This is a genomic window from Brevibacillus sp. FSL K6-0770 (assembly GCF_038000275.1).
Classification (GTDB): Bacteria; Bacillota; Bacilli; order Brevibacillales; family Brevibacillaceae; genus Brevibacillus; species Brevibacillus parabrevis.
The window spans coordinates 1790054-1812705 of sequence record NZ_JBBOBQ010000001.1 but is presented as its reverse complement, the minus strand read 5'-3'; the positions used below and the strand labels follow the sequence as shown (position 1 = coordinate 1812705).

12 protein-coding genes are annotated in these 22652 nt (G+C 55.3%); 1 reads left to right on the top strand and 11 read right to left on the bottom strand.

Annotated features, from left to right (window positions below):
* Nucleotides 1-28: 28 nt before the first annotated feature.
* Nucleotides 29-1018 carry an RCC1 domain-containing protein gene (locus tag NST23_RS08805; protein ID WP_340963543.1) on the bottom strand — a complete coding sequence of 330 codons (990 nt, stop codon included), beginning with the start codon at nt 1016-1018 and terminating at the stop codon, nt 29-31.
* Nucleotides 1015-10692 carry an Ig-like domain-containing protein gene (locus tag NST23_RS08800; RefSeq protein ID WP_340963540.1) on the bottom strand — a complete coding sequence of 3226 codons (9678 nt, stop codon included), beginning with the start codon at nt 10690-10692 and terminating at the stop codon, nt 1015-1017. The genes NST23_RS08805 and NST23_RS08800 overlap by 4 nt, the downstream gene beginning before the upstream one ends.
* A gap of 334 nt (nt 10693-11026) precedes the next feature.
* Between NST23_RS08800 and NST23_RS08795 the strand changes: the two genes are divergently transcribed.
* Nucleotides 11027-11404, top strand: coding sequence for a DUF3899 domain-containing protein (locus NST23_RS08795; RefSeq protein WP_217021970.1), 378 nt, complete (start codon nt 11027-11029; stop codon nt 11402-11404).
* Here the strand turns inward: NST23_RS08795 and NST23_RS08790 are convergent.
* The 9 genes from NST23_RS08790 to NST23_RS08750 form a co-directional block, all read right to left on the bottom strand.
* Nucleotides 11382-12065, bottom strand: coding sequence for a hypothetical protein (locus tag NST23_RS08790; RefSeq protein ID WP_254223227.1), 684 nt, complete (start codon nt 12063-12065; stop codon nt 11382-11384). The genes NST23_RS08795 and NST23_RS08790 overlap by 23 nt on opposite strands.
* 225 nt (nt 12066-12290) lie before the next feature.
* Complete coding sequence (locus NST23_RS08785) at nt 12291-13241, bottom strand: ABC transporter ATP-binding protein (RefSeq protein ID WP_122963238.1); 951 nt, start codon at nt 13239-13241, stop codon at nt 12291-12293.
* Complete coding sequence (locus NST23_RS08780) at nt 13238-14266, bottom strand: ABC transporter ATP-binding protein (protein WP_122963237.1); 1029 nt, start codon at nt 14264-14266, stop codon at nt 13238-13240. Before NST23_RS08780 ends, NST23_RS08785 begins: the two co-directional genes overlap by 4 nt.
* Nucleotides 14267-14283: 17 nt before the next feature.
* Entirely contained in the window at nt 14284-15219 is a 936-nt protein-coding gene (locus NST23_RS08775; RefSeq protein ID WP_167470244.1) for an ABC transporter permease, read from the bottom strand.
* Nucleotides 15220-15228: 9 nt separating this feature from the next.
* On the bottom strand, nt 15229-16161 hold the full coding sequence (locus NST23_RS08770) for an ABC transporter permease (protein ID WP_063227133.1): 933 nt from the start codon (nt 16159-16161) through the stop codon (nt 15229-15231).
* Nucleotides 16162-16176: 15 nt separating this feature from the next.
* Nucleotides 16177-17613: a dipeptidase PepV gene (gene pepV / locus NST23_RS08765; protein ID WP_309539213.1), complete on the bottom strand. Its 1437-nt coding sequence runs from the start codon at nt 17611-17613 to the stop codon at nt 16177-16179.
* Nucleotides 17610-19685: a sigma-54 interaction domain-containing protein gene (locus tag NST23_RS08760; RefSeq protein WP_122963234.1), complete on the bottom strand. Its 2076-nt coding sequence runs from the start codon at nt 19683-19685 to the stop codon at nt 17610-17612. The genes pepV and NST23_RS08760 overlap by 4 nt, the downstream gene beginning before the upstream one ends.
* Before the next feature lie 74 nt (nt 19686-19759).
* On the bottom strand, nt 19760-21430 hold the full coding sequence (locus NST23_RS08755) for a peptide ABC transporter substrate-binding protein (protein WP_122963233.1): 1671 nt from the start codon (nt 21428-21430) through the stop codon (nt 19760-19762).
* A 69-nt stretch (nt 21431-21499) separates the two neighbouring features.
* Nucleotides 21500-22525, bottom strand: coding sequence for an asparaginase (locus NST23_RS08750; protein ID WP_122963232.1), 1026 nt, complete (start codon nt 22523-22525; stop codon nt 21500-21502).
* Nucleotides 22526-22652 lie beyond the last annotated feature (127 nt).

The window sequence follows — 22652 nt, the reverse complement described above, 5'->3', positions numbered from 1 at the left end:
CTTGGTGAGAAGGGGGGATTGGTGTTGGTTAGGGGAACCATGTAATCGGAATTGGTTTGTAACTAGGGGTAGTTGTGCCGTTGCCAAGTTGCCCGTTCTCATTAGCTCCCCAGCCTAGAACGGTTCCATCGTTCGTCAACGCAAAAACGTGTGCTGCAAAAGTTCCCGTAAAAATCTTCTTGATGGAAGTCAGTTCCGGGATGAGGACAGGTTTTGTCTGCTCGTCTGTTGTTCCATTTCCCAGTTGACCGGAAGCATTGGCTCCCCAGACAAAAACCCGGCCCTCCAAATCAATAGCGTAACTGCTCAAGGCATTTGTCTCGATCTCAGCAATTTGGGTAAGAGATTCAATTTTTTGTGGGGGGCCACTGGGGGTCAGGTTACCATGACCGAGCTGTCCAAAATCGTTGGCTCCCCATGAATACACGGTATTGTCACTTTTGAGAGCCAAACTGTGAGTGGCTCCTGCCTTAATACTCTTGATCTCGGCCAGACCTTCGACTTTCACTGGTGTTCGATTTTTTGTGAAATTGCCCATATTGACTCCCCACATGAAGACCGTTCCATCGCGTGTCAATGCCAGTGCATACACCTCGCCAGCCGCAATCGCCGTCACATTGGACAAACCAGCTATTTGTGCAGGTACTACTTTAGGCTGTTTGTTAGCATCGCCCAATTGACCGTCCCGATTAAAGCCCCATCCCCAAACCGTTCCATCGTTTTTTAAAGCCAGGCTGAAATTGGCTCCGGCAGCAATGCCTACCATGTCAGTGAGTCCAGCTACTTGAACCGGGGTCGTTTTGGCGATCTTCGTTCCATCGCCCAATTGTCCATCATCGTTTAGGCCCCAAGACCACACGGTTCCATCCTCTTTTAAAAGGAGGGTGTGGTACTTCCCGGCCGCACTTGATTTGACCTTACTGTCGGCATGAGCCCTTTCTCCCAGTAAGCCAAATACGGTCAGTACAATGATGAAAGAGCACATTATTTTTTGGATGCTGTGGTTATTCCAGATCATTTTGTTACCCTCCCAGGTTCCTGACCGATGATTTTAATCGGGCTATTCCGATTTTGCATGGTTCCATCTCCCAACTGCCCACTCTCATTTTGTCCGGTCGCCCAGAAGCTTCCGTCATCTGTCATGATCAGCGTGTAATTCATTCCTGCCGAGATGTACTGAACACTTCTTGGAATCCCTTTGACTTGCACAGGAATGGTCAGTTGTTGATCGTAATAACGAATGACAACGCTCGCTTTCCCTCCCATTTCGCCGGATGTCATGACTCCATGCTGATCGACTTGGAGAATCTCTGGCTGGCTGCTTTCATATATGACTTGATCGGTAACATCTTGCGCATGGCCATTTGCATACGTGGCTGTCACCTTTAATGGCTTACTCTCGTACGCATTCATTTCTACGAGATTCGCCGTTGTCTCCAGTTGTGTAACGACGACATCCACCATAACCGGAACAGGTGTCGTCTGATTTTGCATCGTTCCATTCCCTAGCTGCCCGTGCTCATTTTGTCCGGTTGCCCAAAGGCTTCCATCCGCTCGCAAAATCTGTGTATATGCCATTCCGGCAGACAAACTTTGCAATTGGACGCCCGGGTCACTCACTTTCACCGCCACGCTCCGCTGCTTGCCGGAAAATGCTGCGGCAAGTGTCGCCGTTCCTGCTTTTTTAGCTGTCAGCAAACCGCCCGTACTTACGGATGCGATGGACGGGTCATCGACAGTGTACTGGGCCTTGTCGGTCATGTCGGACTCTGTTCCATCTGCGTGTACAGCCTTGACTGCGAGCTGCTTCGTCGCATGTTCCAGCAAGGTAATGGCTTCCGGAACGATCTTGATGTCCACTACCGCGTTCTCCGCCGTGACGACAACGGGTACGTTGACGCTCACGCCTTCATACGTCACAGTGAGACTCGTACTTCCGGCCTTGACAGCGGTGACGAGTCCGTCAGGCTGGACGGTTGCTGTGGCTGGATCTTGCGACAAGTACGTAACTTGCTTGGATACGTCTGCCGTTTTGCCGTCTTGGTAGGTGGCCGTTACTTGCAAGGTTTGCGTTTTGCCTACCAGAAGATCCAGTTTGACAGGCGTGACGGTCAGACTCTGCACAGGCTCCTGAGCTTCTGTGACCTGTACAGGCACAGAGACGGTTTTACCGCCAAAAGATATGGTAACTGTCGTGGAGCCAACGGCTGCTCCTGTTATCAATCCAGTCGCTGAAACTGTGGCAATCGCGGGCTGAGCGATTTGGTAGGTGGCTTGACTGGTCACATCGGTCACCTTGTTATCGCTATACGTTGCTTTGACTTCCAGTTGCTGGGTTGCACCCTTTTTCACGCTGACGGACTCCGGACGAACCGAGATCGTCTGCAAGGTGACGACCGTTCCTGTCACCGTGACGGGAACGGACAGGCTTTTCGCTCCGTAGGTGACCTGGATGGTTGTCGTTCCAGCGGTAGTTGCCACCACGCCTCCCATGCCATCGACCGAGGCAATCGCAGGGTTGCCGCTGGTGTATTGGGCTTTGGCCGAAACGTTTTCCTCGACTCCGTTGGAATACTGTGCGTAGATGCTCAGTTGTCCCTTGTTTCCGGCTGCCAGCGAAAGCTGCGCGGGACTGGCTTTCAGCCCCAGCAAGTAAGCTCCCTGCACCGTTACTTGAGCGGAAGCGCTTTTGCCGTTATAGGAAGCGGTAATCGTCGCGGTTCCCGGGGCGATCCCGGTCACGACGCCCTGGCTGCTCACCTGCGCCACCGATGGACTGGAGGAAGAAAAGCTGGCGACGCTGTTGATGTCTTTGCTGCTGCCATCGGTGTAGTAGGCGGTGGCGTACACGCGCTGGATTTGTCCTTCTGCCAGGGTCGTTTGCGCCGGGCTCAGGCTGATGGACGACAAAGAGATCGCCGGAGCGCTTACGGTAATCGTGAGTGTCTTCGTTTGTCCGCCATAGTACAGCCGTGCCTGGGTGGTCCCGCCGTTGACGGCGTAGACGCGCCCGTTGCTGATGTACGCCACGGATGGATTTTCCACGATGACCGTCACTTGCGAGGTGACGTCCACCTGACTGCCATTTTCCAGCGTCGCGGTTACCTGGATGGACGCCGAGCCGCCGGAGGACACATCCACTTTGTCCGAATCGAGCTTTAATGCGGTTGCCTTTGGCTGAGGCGAGACGGCTTGCTTGACGCTTTTGAGCAAGTTTCCGTTCTCATCGTGGGTGAAGGTGACGCTGTTGGCGCCGTTTTCCTTGATCGCCGTGATCCGGTTGTTGGCATCGTAGACGTATTCATACAGCGTGCCTCCTGCCAGTGGAGCAAAGACGGTAAACGACAGGCTAAGCGCAGTGGTGTCGTTGTTCGTCAGCCGGACGGTGTAGCTGCCGGATGCCAGCTCGTACACGGCCTCGGCCTCGCTTGGCTTTTGCTTCGGACTGACGAGCGTGCCGTTGGACAGCACAGCGACCGTCGGGTATTTGCTGCCTGGATTTTTCAGCTGGACCACGGTGCGGTAGGTTCCAGGGATCACTGCATTCATGGACAGCTCGACCGATTGCCCGGCCGGGATCGTGAGTTCCCTGGCCTGGTTGAACACAATCGCTTCTCCGCTCGCCTTGGCCAGGAGCGTCGCGTACAAGGAGCTGCGGGACTGGACGGACAGATAGTACGTTTTGCCTGCGACCAGTGCCGCGCTGACACTCCCGTTTTCACCGGAAGCGATTTGGTCCGGCGTTTGCAGAGACGCACTGCGGAACACCGCGATTTTCCCTGCGGCGAGGGAACTGGAATCGTTGGTCAACGTAAACTGGTACGTGCCGCTCGTCTTGGCGGTGAGCTTGAAATATTTCGCTTGATCCGCCGGGTAGTACATGCGAATCGGGCTGTTTTCCTGCAACAGCGTGAAGTTTTCCTCCGCAGGCAGCGTCTCGACGGAGATCGAAGCCGGATAGCTGCTAATTCCGGATGGGCTGTAGGCCCACAGCATGATCGTATAGGCGCGGCCTGGCTGGAGGCCGGAGAACGTGTAGCTGGTGACGTTCCCTACATCTCGCGCCAGAGGATGGTTATCCAGGCGGATCTGGTAGGTGCTGGCTCCGGGGCTCGGGTTCCAGTACACCGTGATGGCGTTCTTGGTCGGCTCGGTCTTGACAATGACCGGCGCTCCCGGTTTCCGTTCGACGACCAGGACTCCGCTGTAAGAAGCGGCTCGACCGCTTGCGCTGCGTACCTCCGTATTCGTATACGTACCTTCGCCCAGCTCCTGGCCCAGCCAGCTCATACTCCAATAACCAGCTGAACCAGTCGTGGTCGTCGTTTTCCTGGCATACGTCGCCGGATAAATCGTTCCTGTGAGCGTGTCTCCTGCCTGCAAGCGGCTGTACGTGCCGTCCAGGGTAAAGGTTTCCTTCAAGTCGATAATGCGCTTCTCTGTAGGGGTGTAGACTGCCAGCTCTGGGAGGTGATCCACCAGACGAGCCGAGTAGACTTGCGGCTCCGACCAGGCTCCGCGGTTATCTTGGGCCTGTGCGGTCCAATAGATGGTCCGAAACAGCATGTCTTTGGTGATGGGAAATTGGTAGCGACCTGTGAATTTTCGCCCTTGATCCACCTCATAAATACCCTCCATCGTCTCTCTTACCTCATTTCCACCCGGTGTCCAGCCAATCCGAATTTTCCGTGCTACCAGTTTGTCCGTAGCATCCTTATCCGCAATCGTGAAGCTGATTTGTCCGGTCTTCCCTCCGTAAATGACGATGAGTTCCGTGCTTTCCAAAACCGGAGCTTGGTTGCCGTTCAGGATTTTGAAAAACCGTTTGACGGTGGTGCCGCTGACGTATGCGGGCACGTTGCTGCTCAAAATAGTGCGCAGCCGCGCTTCCACGTTGGCGCTTTTGGAAATGGTGGAAGTATTCAACTCATAGGAGCGGGTATTCGCCGACAGTTTTTCCTTAACGGTGGAAGTGACATGACCCGCCTCGGAAATGTAAATCGTCAATTCCTGGCCCGTTATTTTGTCCAAGTAGGAGCCATAGCTTGTCGAGTAATCCCAAGTGAGGATCACCCGTTCTCCCAAGTTAATCTCCGCGTTATTGGCTGGACTATTCCATGTGGCCCCGACATCGATCGGGTCTTTTTCCTTGGCCTGTGCGCGCATATCCAGGGTAAAGTCCACCTGCTGCACGGGAGACAGGCCCTGCTTCTGATCGGTAGCCCAGACTTTCAGGGAGTATACGTCGTCTGGCTTCAGGTCTTGCACCGGAGCGTGGTACAAAAAGGCGGAGGCGTTTTCTGACGCCAGGAACGAAGCGATCTGGTGCACTTCCCCTTCGTCGATTTGATACCAGAGGCTGACGCGATCCCCCAGATTCGGGTCCATGACCCAACCGGAAAGGGGGATCACATCCTGCCCGTTCACCTGATCGATGACTTTTCCGGTAACGGGGGTGGTGAGGTACACACGCGGCGCGGCGTTATCCGGGATGTTCGTGGAGAGATAGTCAATCTCCGGGGTCCATTTGAATGAATCCCCCACCTCGGTTTCTTTTGCCTGCGCTTGGAAATACAGCTTGTCTCCTGCCTCAACTTCCAGCTCTTGCGCTAGCTCCACCCCAATCTGATCGTTGAACGCAATGGACTGCCAGCCTGCCGACGGCCAGATTTGGGTATCGTTTTTCAAAAGGCGGAGGTTAACGCCGTCTCCTTCGTTTCCTTCGAGCATGGACGCCCAGCCGCCGACGTGAATCTTCCCGGAACGCGGCGCTTCCCAGCGAATGACCGGATCGGAGCCGCCGATGTGCATCCACGTATTCCCGATGATCGTCTCGCCTTGCGGGCTTTTCCACTGCTCGCTTTCCTGGTTCCACATAAGCTCGGTGTAGCGCTCTTCCTTGGCCTCCAGGTAGGACCAGTTGTGTTTGCCCTGTTCCTTGGAAAATTGCAGCCAGTAGCGATTTTCTTCGGTGATCGCCTCGACAATCGTTACGGTTCTCTCCAGGTTGGTCTGTTTTCCGTCTTTTTCGGTAACCCGTACGGTCAGCTTGTGCGTTCCTTTTGGTTGCTCCTCTGCACGCAGCCCGTAGGAAAAGCCTGGCTTCGCGCCTTGGCTGCCCGGGTACGTGCGCAGCACATCAGGGCGCTCGGTGCCGTACAGCGCCTCGCCCAAAACGGTTTCGTCCAGCAGCACCTCGATTTTGTCCAACTCACCCTCGGGGAGGAACCAACCCGTGACGAGGTAGTTTCCGCTGATGACTTCGTTGTCTGACGGCGTGTCGATTTCTCCACCGTGGCTCGGTCCGTCTCCTTGGACCTGCACCGGATACGTCTGCACGATTCCGGCATACGATACGCGCAGATGCGTGTTTCCTGGCATCAGGCCCGTGATCAAGCCTGTCGACGCCTCGATTTTGGTGAGGGCCGGGTTCTCAAACGCGTACGTCGCTTCGGCGGTGACGTCTTTTGTGCTGTTGTCACGATGGGTGGCGGTCAGTTGGAAGGTCACGGTCTTGTCTTTTTCCAGCGCGATCGAGGTGAGATTGGCGGTCAGTTTGGCAACGGGACCAATGACCACGTCTCTTTCCAGCACGAGGCTTTCCTGTCCCGCCTGATTGGTGGCGCGGATGGTCAGCTTGTGCGTGCCTTCGGCGAACGGAAGCGTGTCCCATTGGTAGCGGAACCCGGCGTTTGCCTGGCGGTAATGTGGATACAGCGCCGCAATATCCGGACGAGGCTCGCCATATTCGGCGGTGCCCACAGCTTGTCCATCCACGAGTACCTCGACTTTGGCGATGCCAGACGGGTCGAGCAACCAGCCTTGGACGGTGGTCACGCCGCCGATGACAGCGCGGTCAAATGGCAGCTCTAATTGCCCTTTTGGCTGCGTGGACCCGGCTTCTGTCTCCGTCACGGTGACGGGGATGGTGACAGATTGCCCGCCGTAGCTTGCGACTACGTTGGTCTGGCCGACTTGCAGCCCCGTTACCACACCGAGAGGGCTGACATGGATGATCTCGGCCTTTTCTGCCGTGTACTGTGCTTCTCCTGTGATCTCTTTGGTCGTTTGCTCCGTCAGTAGCGCGGAGATCGTCAGCTTTTTGCTGGAATCTTTCGGCAAGGTGACGGTTGGCTCTTGCGGCTGCAAACGAAGGATCGGGGGTTGTTTCCTGATGACGAAGCGTTTTTCTGGCAACGGATGCGACTTGCCTTCTGGATCGATGGCCACCACGGCAACGGTATGCTCCCCGGCTGGCAGGTCGGATCCCTCCAGCGTCAGGCTAAAACCGGCGTAGCTGTTTGCATAATCCGGGTGCAGCAAGGCGATATCCGGGCGAGCGATGCCTGCTTTTGCTTCGCCTTTCTTCGTTCCGTCCACCAACACTTCGTAACGCGTAATAGGTATCGTCGCTAAAAACCATCCGGCGATCGTGCTTGTGCCCTCGATGACAGCTCCCTGCACCGGCGTCTCGATTTCGCCCATCGCGGACAGTGGTCCGGCTTCCGTGACGGTGATGGGGATAAGGAGGCTCTGCTGTCCGTAGGAGATGGTCAAGTTCGCCGTGCCAGGTGTAATGGCGGTGACCAGGCCATCTGCGTTTACTTTCGCTACGGAGAGGTTATCTACGGTGTAGCGTGCCAGTTTGCTGACATCATGCTCGCTTTCGTCGTCGAGAATGGCCTTGACCACGAGTAGATGCGTTTTGCCTGCCGTCAAGCTCAGCGCGGTGCTGTTGGCCTGAAGACTTTTCGCTGGCAAAAGCGGAACGACGTGGATCTTTCTTTCCCCAAGCATCGTCTGCGTCCCGTCTTGGCCCGTTCCGCGTACGGAAAGCGTATGCGTTCCTTCCTGGAGCTTGCCCGTATCGAGATCGAATTGATAGCCGATATCGTGATTCGGCGAGGAGACATCCGTGATCTCTACTTCTGGACGGGGTATGCCGTAGGCGGCTTCCCCTTGGAGGATACCGTCTACCAGCACTTCCACCTTGGCGACTCCGCCCGAGTGGAAATACCAGCCCGTAATCGGGTACACGCCGCTAATGGTCGCGTTGTCCGGTGGGGTATCGATTCCGCCTTGGATGAAGCCTGCCGCTTCCCGCACCGTTACGGGAACGGTCAGCACATGCTCCTGGTAGTGGACGGTGATGGTCGTTTGTCCGGCTTCTAATCCCGTGACCATTCCGCTTGGCGAAATACTGGCCACATGCGGATGGTCTGCGGCATAGGTCGCTCCTGCGGTCACGTCTTTTGTCCCTTGATCGGAAAGGACAGCCGAAATGCGTAGCTGTTGCGTTTTCCCGCGAGCCACTTCTACTTTTTCAGGCGCAGCCGAGATGCTTGTCGTTGGCTGTTCTTGTTCAACTAGGATAGCTCGCTCCGCCAGCACATGTTCCGTGCCGTCGTTGCTGACAGCCGTTACTTTCAATACATGCGCTCCTTCTTGCCCAGCGCTTGTCTGGAAAAGGAACTGAAAACCTGCCGCCGGATTGCGGTAGTCCGAGTAAGCTGTTTCGATGTCGCGACGGACAATCCCGTACTGCGCATCCCCCAGCCGCGTTCCGTCCAGTTGCACCTCGATTTTCGCCACTCCGGCCGGGTCCAAGTACCAGCCTTCCACCAGCACTTGACCCGCTACGGTGGCGTTGTTTGCTGGGTGCTCCACTTCCCCGCGCGCAGGGAGCGGCGTTTCTTCCTTGACCTGTACCGGGATGACCAGCGTCTTGGCTTCGTAGGTGACGGTAAGGTTTGTGCTGCCAACTCCAACCGCTTGCACGACTCCCGTCTCGCTCACGGTAGCAACTCCCGGGTCAGAGGAAACATAGGTCGCCTGCTGCGTCACGTCTTGGACCGAGCGATCCTCCAAAATGACGGATATCTTCAACGGATGGCTATTGCCAGGAGCCAACTCCAGCTTCTGGACATCCGCCTGCAAGCCCTCCGGCAACGGCGTTTCCCCGACATAAAAGGATCGGCCCTCAATGGTCGTTTTCTCGCCAGCCGCATTTTCTATGATCACCGCAAGTGTATGCGCTCCGCTCGCTAGTGTTTGCGTGTCCAGTTGGAACGTAAACCCTGCGTTTGGATTGCCATACGCCGGATATTTCGCCGCGATATCCGGTCGTGGCTGACCGTACTGCGCTTCTCCTGCGTCAGCCCCATCCACTTGGATGCGAATGCTCGCCACTCCCGCAGAATCGAGATACCACCCTTTTCCATTCAACAGGCCGCTCGTCCATTCGCCATTTTCCGGACTATCCAGCCCTGCCAGTGGACGCAGCGGTTCCGGCGGGGTCACCGTAACGGAAATCTCGAAGTGATGTCCTTCCAACTCTCCCGTTACTTTGGTTTCGCCCGGCCCGACGCCGCTTACCACGCCCGCAGCACTTACCTTGGCAATGGCCTCATCCTGCACGGCATAGCTGACCCGCTTGGCCACGTCTTGCTCCGAACCATCTGTGCGCTTGGCTGTGACTTTGAGCGGCTGGCTTTCCCCCTGTGCCAGCTTGAGTTCTGAAACAGAAGGCAAAAGCGCTTCGATTTCCGCAGAAGCTTCCCCTTGCCCTAGCGCTTTCTCCAAATGCACCAGCCCTTTGCCATAAAAACGGGACTCGCCCAGTGGCTTGGCGCTTTTCGTCAACAGATCGCGCAGCTCAGTGCTAGAAATGTTTCCTTTCGCCGACCAAATCACGGCCGCCGCCCCCGCTACGTGCGGAGCAGCGAGCGAAGTGCCGGACCTCGTCTGAAAATCTCCACCAGGCGCGGTACTGCGGATATCCACCCCTGGCGCCATGAGGTCCAGCTCTTTTCCGACACTGGAAAAATCGGCGCGCTGATCTTCCTGGTCAACCGCACCGACCGAAATCGTTTCCGCATACTGGGCTGGGAACAGCTCGGTTTCTTCGCCCAAGCCCCGGTTGCCCGCCGCCGCAATGACCAGAATGCCGTGCTCGTTCGCCCGTTTGATCTGGTCGTGCAAGGCGCGGCTGTTTACATAACCGCCCGCGCTGATCGAGAGGATGTTCATCCGGTTTTGAATCGCCCATTCGATCCCCTGGATCATGCTGGAGTAGGTCCCGTGGCCTTTTTTGTCCAACACTTTAATCGCGTACAATTCCGCTTCCGGCGCGACGCCGACGATACCAAAATCGTTGTCCCGAGCGGCGATGACTCCCGCTACAGCCGTACCGTGGCCGTGCTGGTCGCCAAAATCGTCCTCTCCTTCGATGTAGGACACACCGCCCTTGATCTCCAAGTCAGGATGAGCGGAAATTCCCGTATCCAGCACCCCGATTTTGATGCGTTGCCCTTTGTACTGCTGGCTGTGCGCAGCGGCGGCACCGATATGCTCGACGCCCCACGGCACTTGCTGGCTTTGACCTGGCGAGAGACTTGCTTCCGCCAGCTCGGTTTCGCTGTCTTCTTCGATGTAGGCGACATGTTCGTCTTCCAGCATCGCTTGTTTTTCGCTTTCGGTCAGTTCGGCGACCACGATTTGTCCGGTGAGTGGCTCCACCGATGACCGCTGAATCGCTCGGACCTTGGCGCGTTCCTGTTTTTTGAAGCCGATCAGGTACGTCTTGCTGTCCGCACTCGCCGCCGCATGCGCGGGAACGAGCTGCAAAAGCAGGAGCGACACCAGGAGGAACGCTTGGAACATACTGAATAAACGGATGAAGGCCTGGTTCATTCACGTGACTCCTTATCTGGATTGATTTGTTGGTTGCGGCTGTGTCATTTGCCCAATGAAAATGGTACCTCTCCCTCCTGTCAACAGTTTGCAAAGGTATGAAATTCACAGCAAAAATAGTAAAATATTCCTGTTGCATTCAGGCGAATTATATTAAATTTCAAAACATGGTTCAACAGGAATTTACTTGAAATTTGCATTTTCGACACCATTGGCAATTTTTCAACATTTGCGGTAAAGTCAAATGAACAGGATTTTATCTGAAAATGTCGATTTGCACCTACTGCCGGCTTGGCTGGCAAAAGACTGACTCGAAAAAGGACGTGCTTCTACTGTGAACAATTGGTTTGCCATCATCCTGGTCCTAGCAATCACCTGTAGCCTCGTACTCGGGGTGACCTCCGAGACGCTTGCCTTGCTGCCTTATATCAATCAGAGCTTTCTGTTCGGGCTGATTTTGCTGATGGTCGGCTGTGCTGCCGTCGTTACCCGTTCCGGCTTCTTCACCGTTTTCATGCGCGGCTTCAAGCAGCTCAAAGGCTTCTTTTTCCGCAAGCCGCGCATGATGGAGAGCGATCTCGTGCAAGGAGACGATCCCGTTTTTGCGCAAAAAAAACAATCCGTCATCAAGGTGGCGACTTCCCTCTTTCTCGCCTCCGGGACCGGATTGATTGTGTTTTCGCTGGTGCTTACTTGTTTCTACTATTTATAAGCAACGATTTGCCGATGGCCAGGAGTACATCGGATTCATAGATCGTCGGCAACTGCTCTTGCGGCGAAATACTGTCAAAGCGTTCGCCTGCCGGCTTCAGCCAGGGAAAGCCTTCTGCTCCCTTCGCTTTGTAAAGCTGCTCGGGTGAATTGGGAATCAAGATGTGCTTGTCGCCTTCTTCCTCATAACTGCTATTCAAAAAGAGCAGGTACTCCCCTTGCTCCAGCTGTTGATACTCGGGGGCGACGAGACTGGCCATCTCGTGGATATCCCCTGGGGCGTACCCAATGATCCGGTAAACCTCAACCGTATCCCCAGCCTTGATATTTTGCTCGGTCTGGTTGTCGTACAGCTTTTCTACCTCGACGTCGTACACATGAAAAACGAGCTCGGCCAATTGCTCTTGTCTCGGTTCCATGGAAATCTTTCCTTTGAGGATTACATTGGAAAAACCGACCAACTCGCTGGTGGAGTTGTACACTTTTGACAATGAATAACCGGAAGAATCCGCCAAAGATGCTTCCTGCCTTTTTATAAAAGCGAGTGTCAAGCCAAGCCCAACAGCCAGTAATACTAGAATGGCAGTCATCGTTCTCTTTTTCACCGTCGCACGCCCTTTCCGAACAACCTCTCCCCACAATCTCGCAAACGCTTCATCCAAACCTCAACTCCTAATATATGTAAAAACACAACTGCTTGTAAATGACGAGACATCGCGGAAGGAAGGCTTGGACATTCACGGATTGCAAGGGATTGACCAAGGGATTAGGCAAAGGATCGCGCCAGAACCGGGCAGACTCGAACATCGCTCCTTTATCTATCACCTGCCGCCACCGCCATCTAACGCAAAAAGACGCCTGGAAAAAGGCGTCTTTTGTTTCCGTACCTATGCTTCTAGCAAATGACAGGCGACCCAGTGTCCTCGCTCTGCCTCCAGCCACTTCGGCTCTTCTTCGGCGCAGCGCGCGGTGGCGAGCGGGCAGCGCGTCCGGAAGCCGCAGCCGCTTGGCTTGTTCGCCGGGCTTGGCAAATCGCCCTGAAGCACGATTCGCTCGCGCTTGACAGTCGGGTCGGGAACAGGCACAGACGAGAGCAGTGCCTGCGTATACGGATGCAACGGACGGGCGTACAAATCATTGCTGGCAGCCAGCTCGACCATTTTGCCCAAGTACATCACGCCGATGCGATTGGAAATGTGTTTGACCATGGACAAGTCGTGGGCGATGAACAAATACGTAAGACCGCGATCGTGCTGCAAATCTTCCAGCAAATTGACGACCTGCGCCTGAATCGAGACGTCCAGGGCGGAAATCGGCTCGTCGGCAATGATGAATTGCGGTTCGACAGCGAGGGCGCGGGCGATGCCGATCCGTTGGCGCTGGCCTCCGCTGAACTCGTGCGGGAACCGCTGGGCGTGGTCTTTATGCAGACCGACCAGTTGCAACAGCTCGGCGACCCGCTCCCGGCGCGATCCTCTGCTGAGTCCGTGAATGTCCAAACCTTCCGCGATGATGTCCTCTACCGTCATGCGCGGATTGAGGCTGGCCTGCGGGTCCTGGAAAATCATCTGGACATCCCGATTGAACTGGCCCACTTCTTTTCCGCGCAACTGGTGGACGTTCTTCCCTTTGAACAGCACCTCGCCAGCCGTATTCTCATACAGCCGGATAATCGTGCGGCCCAGCGTGGATTTGCCGCAGCCGCTCTCGCCTACCAGTCCGAGCGTCTCGCCTTTTTGAATCGTAAAAGTCACCCCGTCCACAGCTTTCAGATCAAAACCGGGACCCATGGAGAAATGCTTTTTCAAATCGCGTACATCAACCAACGCTTCTGTCATACTCCCTGCCTCCCTGCTGCAACCAATTCATCGATGCGCGGCGCTCTTGGATCGTGCAGCCAGCAAGCCGCCTCGTGGCCCGCTCCAAAGTCGTTTTTGGCTGGCATTTGCTGATCGCATATTTCCATGGCAAAATCACAACGCGCCGCAAACGGGCAGCCTTTTGGCGGTTGGAACAAGTCCGGCGGCGTGCCGTCGATCGGTACGAGCCGCTGCTTCTCGCCCTCATCGAGACGAGGCAGCGAGCGCATCAATCCCCATGTGTACGGATGGCGCGGGTTGGCAAACACATCCTCGACCGTTCCTGTCTCGACAACCATGCCTGCATACATGACGACCATCCGATGGGCGATTTCCGCCACGACACCGAGGTCATGCGTAATGATGACAACCGAAAGCTCCTGCTCTGCTTGCAGCCGCTTCAGCAAATCGAGAATTTGCGCCTGAATCGTTACGTCCAAAGCTGTCGTCGGCTCATCGGCGATCACGAGCCGCGGCTGGCAGGCAAGGGCAATCGCGATGACGACGCGCTGGCGCATCCCGCCGCTGAACTGGTGGGGGTATTGATCGATCCGCTTTTCCGGGTCTGGTATGCCGACCAGCCGGAGCATCTCGATGGCACGCTGGCGCGCCTCTTCACGCGTCACTTTTTGACTGCGCACAAATCCTTCTACGATTTGCGTTCCGACCTTCATCGTCGGGTTGAGCGCGGTCATCGGGTCCTGGAACACCATCCCGATCTGCGTTCCGCGAATGCCGAGCAGCTCCTTTTTGGAAAGCCCGCTGATGTCCTGCCCGTCAAACACGATCTTTCCCCCGACGATTTTGCCAGGCGGGTTGGGGATCAGCCCCATGATCGCCTGCGCGGTGACGCTTTTGCCGCAGCCGCTCTCCCCTACGATCGCGACCGTCTCGCCCTTGTCCACGTGAAAGGAGACGCCGCGCACCGCTTGCACTTCGCCACCGTAGGTCTTGAAGTTGACACGCAGCTCGTCGATTGCTAGCAAATGCTGATTTTTCGTCATTTTCTCCCTCTCCCCCATCAGTCGCGCAGGCGCGGGTCAAGCGCATCCTGCAAACCGTCTCCAAATACGTTAAAAGCGAACATCGTCAGCGAGATCATGAGCGCCGGGAAAAACAGCCGCCACCAGTCTCCGGTCAAAATAACGCCAAGAGCGTCGTTCGTCATCGTTCCCCAGCTCGCCACAGGCGCTTGCACGCCGAGTCCGAGAAAGCTCAGGAACGACTCGGCAAAAATCGCGGACGGAATCGTAAACGTCAAATTGACAATAATGACGCCGAATGTATTCGGGATCAGATGTTTGAGCAAAATCCGGTTGAATTTGGCTCCCAGCACTTGCGCAGCCAAAATGAACTCCTGGTTTTTCAACTGCAAAATTTGTCCGCGCACCAGCCGCGCCATGCCGACCCAGCCCGTAGCGGACAGCGCAATAATAATCGTCAATATGCCCGGCTCCATGACGACCATCAGCAAGATCACGACCAGCAAGTACGGCAAGCCGTACAGCACTTCAATCACGCGCATGATAATCGTATCGATCCGATCCCCCCGCTTGCCGCGCCCTGCCATGTAGCCAGCGATGCCGCCGACGGTTACGCCGATCACCAAATCGATGAGCGCCGCCACCACCCCGATGGTCAACGAGATTCTTGCGCCGTACCACGTTCTGGCAAACATGTCCCGGCCAAGCTCGTCAGTTCCAAACCAGTGCTCGGACGACACTTCCTGATTTTTCGTCAACAAGCTCTGATCCGAGTAACTGTAAGGCACGAGGTTCGGTCCGATAATCGCCATCGCGACCAGTGCCGTGATGATGAACAAACCGAGCATCGCCAGCTTGTTTTTTGCCAACTTGCGAATCACTTGCTGCCCATTGCTCAGGCTCGGCCGGGAAATGACGTTGGCCTGCCCTTTTTTGGACAGCGGCTGAAATAACGGGTCTACTCTATGTTCCATCGCCACAGGCTATCTCTCCTTGTTGGTCAGCTTGATTCTCGGGTCGATCAGCGTATACGCGATATCGATCAGGAAAATGGTCACGATCAAAATGGCGCTGTAAAAAATCGTCGTACCCAAAATAACGGGATAATCACGGTTGAAAATACCGTCCACGAAATATTTGCCGATGCCGGGAATCGCGAAAATTTTCTCGACGACAAACGTTCCCGTGATCAGCGAGGCGATCAATGGACCGAGAAACGTCACGACAGGCAAAATCGCGTTGCGAATGCCGTGGCGCAACACGACCAAAAACATCGGAATGCCTTTTGCCTCGGCCGTGCGAATGTAGTTTTGATTCATCACTTCAATCATGCTGGCCCGCATATACCGCGTGATGATGGCGACCGGACCGAAGGCGAGAGCGAGTGACGGCAGCACTGTGTGCATCCATGTACCCCACGTCGCCACCGGAAAAATCGACACCTTGATCGCAAAAAAGTTGATCAGCAACGGAGCCATAATGAAGCTCGGAATCGCTACCCCGAGAACGGCCAGCGCCATCGCGACATAGTCCAGCCATTTATTGCGGTTGAGCGCTGCCACGATACCAAACGTGATCCCGAACACCAGAGCGATCGCAATCGCTTGCGCCCCCAGCCAGGCGGACGCGCCGAAGCCGTCGGAAATCATGTCGTTGACGCCGCGCGAGTCTGATTTGATGGACGGGCCGAGGTCGAGCAGCAACAAATTTTTCAAGTAGAGCACGTACTGGACGGGCAGCGGTTGATCGAGGTTGTACTTGGCCCGCAAGTTGTTCAAAATTTGCTCCGGCAGCTGATCCGACTCGGAGGCGAACGGATTTCCCGGAATGGCATGCATCAAGGAAAAAGTCAGCGTCACGATGATCCACAGCGTGACGATCATCATCAAAACGCGTTTCACCAGGTAGTTTGACATGAAGTTCCTCCTCGTTTATTTGGCCAGCTCGTAGATGGCGTGGGCGTAAATCCCCATCGCCCGCAGCAGGTCGTCGATTTCCACATATTCGTCCACCAGGTGCGCCGTCGATTCCTTGCCTGGAAAAAGCGGCCCGTAAGCGACTCCGTACGGCATGATTTTGGCGTAGGTCGCACCGCCGGATGACAGCAGGGCAGTCGGCTCGCCCGTATGCTCCTCGTACACCTTGGACAACGTCTGAATGACAGAATGATCGGCCGGAACGTAATGCGACTTCGACGTGCGCAGACTGGCGATTGTCCAGCCCAGCTCCGCCACGCGCGTCCTCAGCTTTTCCACGTACTCCTCACAGGAAATCGTCGCAGGATAGCGGATGTTCAGCCGAACGCTTCCCCCGTCCGTTTCGCTGTAGCGCAAAATTCCCGCATTGACAGTCAGCTTGCCGGATACTTCGTCCTCGCAAGCCAGATGAAGCTCGTGCCCGTAATAATCTTCGTGAACAATATCTGACAAGAGCGAAAGAAACGAAGATGCGGAACCTTCAAACGATTGCTCCCGCAAAAAACAGGCAAGCATCGTTCCCGCATTCACGCCCTCGTGTGGAGCCATTCCGTGTGCGGGCTTGCCCGCCAGGGTGAATGCCAGCTTGTCTGAATCGACTTGCTCGATCCGCCCGCTCGTTCCCATTGCCTGCAAAAAGGCATCCCACTCGGCAGCGAGCTGCGCGAAGTCGAACTTCGCTTTCGCTTGTGCGCCCAGCTCGACAACCGCTTCCGCCTTGTCCGGCACACTGTTGCCCTGATCGCCGGAAACAAAGGAAAGCAACGTCCAGCCCCGGTCCGCATCCGCACTCCGCTGTGTCGGAGCGATCGTCAGCGTCGGGTTGATCTGGCCTTTTTCCGCATGAATCATCGGAAAAGCCGAATCTGGCGAAAAGCCGACAGGCGGCACCCGGTCATGCTCGGCAAAATGCTTCATGCACAGCCAGCCGCTTTCTTCATCAGTTCCGATGATCAAACGCACCTTTTTGGAGAGAGCAAGCCCGGAGTCTCTCACCAGCCTGAGCGCATAGTAAGCAGCAAGAGCCGGTCCCTTGTCGTCGAGCGCTCCTCTGGCATACATGCGCCCATCGCGAATCGTCGGCTCAAAAGGAGGCGTCGTCCAGCCTTCTCCGACCGTCACGACGTCGATGTGGACGAGCACCCCGATCTCTTCTTCGCCGTCGCCATACTCGATCGTTCCTGCGTAGCCGTCGAGGTTTTTCGTCGCAAACCCATCCTGCTGTCCGCGCTCAAGCATCGCTTCCAGTGCGGCCGCGACACCTTGTCCGAACGGCTTGCCCTCCGTCGCAGTCGTCATGTCCTCGATACTGTTAATGGAAAGAAACGCCACCAGCTCGTCCACGAACGCTTCTTTTTGCAGGAGAGCTTGCTTCTTCCAATATTCGCTCATCTGTGTCCACCTGCTTTCCTCTGCGCAAGGAATCTCAGAAACGCTTCTCCCTTCGCAGAAATATGACTTCCTTGTCTGCCTTTTCCCACATGGATCAGTTCATCTTGCTGCATCAGTTTCAAACGGTAACGCAACTGCTGCGACGAAATCGCCACGTCGCGCTCGCCAAGCTGTTCCATCAAGGAGTAGCGACCGCCGCTCCCGGCTCCAAGCTCCTGCAAAATCGCGAAAACCTCCTCCAAAAAGCCTCGCTTGACGTATTCGCTTGCGATCGACTCAAACCGTTCTTCCTGCCCGTCTGATACAAGCGGCATTTCCGGTGCCTCGTTCCAAAACGGCAACTGATACACGTACGCCTCTTCCTCTGCGACGTGCGCCAAATACTCGATGACGTTTTCCAGCTCGCGGATATTCCCCGGCCAATCGTAGTTCATCAGCGCCTTCATCGCCTCGCTGGTCAAGGTAAAAGGCGGACGCCGCAAATCGAGCGAGTATTTTTTCACGAATTGCTGCGCGAGCCACGGGATGTCCTCCCGGCGTTTGCGAAGTGGCGGCAGGTGAATCGGCAAGATGTTCAGCCGATAGTACAGATCAGCGCGAAAAGAGCCTTCTGTCACCATCTTTTGCAAATCCTGATTGGTGGCAGCGACCACGCGGATGTCCGTCGGAATGACCTTGTTGCCCCCCACCCGCATGATTTGCCGCTCCTGCAACACCCGGAGCAGCCGATTTTGAATCGCGCCACTGGCGTCGCCAATCTCGTCGAGAAAAATCGTTCCTTTGTGGGCAAGCTCGAACCAGCCGATGTGGCCGCCTTTTCGCGCCCCTGTAAACGCCCCTTCCTCGTAACCAAAAAGCTCGCTCTCCAACAGCGATTCGGAGATAGCCGCGAAGTTGACGCCGACAAACGGCTCTCGCCTGCGCGGAGAGGCATTGTGGATAGCCTGGGCGAGCAATTCCTTCCCTGTTCCTGTCTCGCCTAACAAAAGCACCGTCGAATTGCTTCTGGCCATTTTCTTGGCAATCTGGATCACTTTTTGCACAGAAGGACTTTCTCCGTAGATATCATCAAAATGGTATTTGGCAACCAGCCCCTTGCTGTACAGGCGCATGCGGTAGTCGTGCTCCAGCTTTTCGATCTCCGCCGCCTTGCGGAACAACAGCAAGCTTCCGAGAAAGCTGCCCTCCATGACAATGTGCATCTTGCGGAAAAAGTAGGTTTTGTTCGCCCAATCTACCAAAACGTCCTCATTCTCTTCACACTGCCGGATCAACTCGTAAAAGTCCGGCGGAAGACAGTCGGCTGCACGCTCTCCGACCACTTGCCTGCCCTCCAGATGCAACGATTCGATTGCCTTTTGATTGACGAAGCGAATCCATTCCTTCTCATCAAACGCAATGATCGCATCCTCGATCCGGTTGACGATGGCTTCCAAGTATTTGCTCAAAAGGTGCGCGTGCTGAATCTCGTTGTTCAGCTCTTTCGTGACGTAAATCAACGATTGCATCGCTCTCGCCGTCACCTTTTGGAAATTTCCACTGCCAAAATGCGAGTAGATCGCCATCCAGGTCGATAAATCAATGACGCGGTAACCGATGTCGACTACTTTGCGAATGCCGGGCGGAACATGTTCAGGCTCGCCAGGCGTAACTGCAATTTCAATATCGGACGGATAGTCCGCTCCGGGATAGTACGGATACAACTCAAAATCCATGCTGGACGCCCGCAGCAAATCCACGTTTTCCTCTGCGGTTTCTTTGGTATCGCTTACCAAAAGCACTTTGACGCCTTTCGGAATCTCCAGCATGCCGCGCAAATTGTGATACGGCAGCATCCGCTTGGCAACGAGAATGCTCGCATCGCCAGGCAAATACGGCTCGACAAGCGAGACGATGCTTTTCGTGGACAAAACCACCAGCGCCCCCGGCGTAATCGGTCGAAACGGAAGCTGGTCCACTCGGATCGCTTCCACGTGAATGTCTTCAGATATCCCCAGTTCGTGGCATTGACTGACCACGGATTGCAAAAATTCGTCCATTCTCGCGATGAACGTAATTGTTTTTTTCGGCATGGACACTCGCTCCAGATGTAGTGTGAAGACAAGAGCACAAAGCTGCCCTTGCGCTCTTGTCTTCGTCTATTCTACTATTTCTTCCCGATCTCTACCCATTTGTAGTCGAGAGTTCCGACCGGATGGCGAATGATGCCCTTGATGTTTGGCTGATCCATGAACACTTTGGTGCTGAAGTAGATCGGCACCAGCGGCATGTCTTCCATAAAGATTTTTTCTGCATCGTGCATCAGCTTGAAGCGCTCGGTTTCGTTTGCGGTGTTGCGAATTTTTTCGACCAGCGCGTCGTACTCTTTGTTGCTGTAATTGATGCGGTTGCCCGGGTGATCGGTGACGAACAGCTCCAGATAGTTGACCGGATCGCCGTAGTCAGCCGGGATGGTGGAACGGGAGAATTGCAGCTTGCGGCCGCGCTGTTCTTCCAGGAACACTTTCCATTCCTTGTTCTCCAGCTTCACGTCTACCCCGAGGTTTTTCTTGTACATCTCTTGCAAAACTTGCGCGATCGCTTTGTGGGCGTCACTTGTGTTGTACGTCATGGTTACAGGCGGCAAGGTTGTCCAGCCTTCCTCTTCCATTCCTTTTTTCAGCAAAGCTTTTGCCTGCTCGATGTCGTTGTCTTTGATGAAGTCTCCGCCCTTCTCGCGGAAGTCGCCGCCTTCCGGTTCCGGGAAGCCGAATGGCACGTGCGCCAGTGCAGGAGCCTGCTTGCCTTGTACCACGTTGTCGATCAGCGTTTGGCGGTCGATCGCCAGCGCAAACGCTTTGCGGATGTTGGCGTTCGTAAACGGAGGCATCTGCGTGTTCATCCGGTAGTAGTAAATCGCCGCTTCGGATTCGACTTTGGCCTCTCCGGAGTCGATCAGCTTTTTCTTCAAGTCGTTCGGTACGGTCTGGATCATGTCCAGTTGTGCGGTGGAGTACATTTGATACTGTGTATTTTCGTCGTTGACCATCACCCAGTCGATTCCGGCAAATTTGACGGAGTCGCGATCCCAGTAGCCATCGTTTTTCACGAGTTTGACAGATTGGTCATGCACCCAGTCTTCCATTTTGAAAGGACCGTTTGTGACGATGCTCGACGCATTTTCTGCCCACTTCGGATTGCTTTCCACCACTTTTTTATTCACGGGGAAGAACGTAGGCTGCGTGATGATGTGCAGGAAAAAGCCTGCTGGCGCCTTGAGATGTACTTCCAGCGTCTTTTCATCGACCGCTTTTACCTTCACGCCGTCTGCGGTGCCGGTTCCTTTGTTGAACTCCTCTGCTCCCTCGATGTAGTAGGCGAGGAAAGCGGACGGGAACGCGTTGTTCGGATCGACGATGCGCTTGAAAGCAAATTCAAAGTCTTGCGCCGTTACCGGATCGCCATTGGACCACTTGCTGTCGCGCAGCGTAAAGGTGTACGTTTTTCCATCCTCGCTCACCGACCATTTTTCCGCCATGGCAGGCTGCGGCTTGTGGTCTTTGTCGAGACGGGCCAAACCTTCCATCGTCGCATTGAGCACCTCATTGGACGTGCTGTCAAAGCCTTTTGGCGGATCGAGGGACGGTGGCTCGGTCTTCAGGTTGAGCTTCAGTCTTGCTGCCGGATCTGCTTGTCCACCAGAGTCGCCTGCTGGCTGTCCGGCTGGTGTTCCCTCGCCTTGCTTCGTCGGAGCAGCCGACTGGCTACATCCTGTCACGGCCAAAACCGCGACCAGGGCGGCAGTGCTGAGCAGCTTCCATCCTTTGTGCAACTTCATTTTTTTGTGACCCCCTTCTTCTTTTGAAAAAATCTTTATAGATAAACGGCAACGAAAGGTAGCTGCCGCTTATACCCCCAGTGACACGCTCGTTTGCGTCAGCAAAAACGGCGTTTCGATCCGGCCTACGACGCTATTGCTCATGTTGGTGATCGGTGGGTTTGTGTATTGTGCCAACACTTCCAGCGGGCCGTCTGTACCGATCCCGAGTTGGCGCAGCACCTCGTTTACGACCGGATTGATGGCGCGTGGCCCGCCGTCCTCGATCTTCACTGCGATACCCAGCCCTGTTTTTCTGTCACCCAGACAGTAGACAGACTCAGCGCCCGCCTTGCCCACGATGCGCCCGGCAAAAGCATTCATCAGATCGGTGCAGTAGCGATTTTCGCCCCCGACCATTTCCGGATGAGCCGTCATCGCTTCTGTAATTCTCTCTACCGCTTTGCGGCGCTCCGGCTTCGCGATCACTTCCGGGCGAACGAGCTTGGCAAAAGCCCAGGCGAAGTTCGCGAGCGGCAGTTGATGAACAGGCACTCCGCAACCGTCTGTTCCCAGGTTGATCTTCTCTTTTGGATAGCCTGTAATGTCTTCCACGACATCGAGAATCCGCTGCTGCACCGGATGCTCTGGCAGGTGATAGGTGGCGACCTCTTCTCCCATGTACGTCGCGGTTGCAATCATGCCCGAATGCTTACCGGAGCAGTTGGAAAATACGGGTGTAAGCGGTTTCCCCTGACGGATCAGCTCTTTGTAGCTCTCCTCGTGACGCGGCACGTGCGTCCCGCATTGCAAGGTCGCTTCCGGTTGACCCGCACGTTCCAGCATCGAGAGCGCGCGCGTGCGATGGCGCGGCTCCCCGCTATGGGAGGCGCAGCAAAGCGACAGATCGGCAGGCTCAAATCCGTAATGATCAGCGGCGCCTGTCTCCACGACCGGAATCGCCTGCAACGGCTTCATGCTTGAACGGGCATAGGTCATTCGGTGTGGATCTCCGAATGCATACAGCAAAGTTCCGGAAGCATCCACAACGGCGATATGACCAAGGTGCGAGCTTTCCACCTGTTCTCCCCGGTATACGTTAGCAACTACATTCATAGCAAAGTCTCCTTTTGACGCGATAGTTGAAATGTTTGTACTTTTCTCAAAAGCAAGTTGCGTGCCAACCACTGGCAAGGCAGGGTTAAAACCGAATTTTCTGCAAGTTTATCGCTGTAGCGAGTGA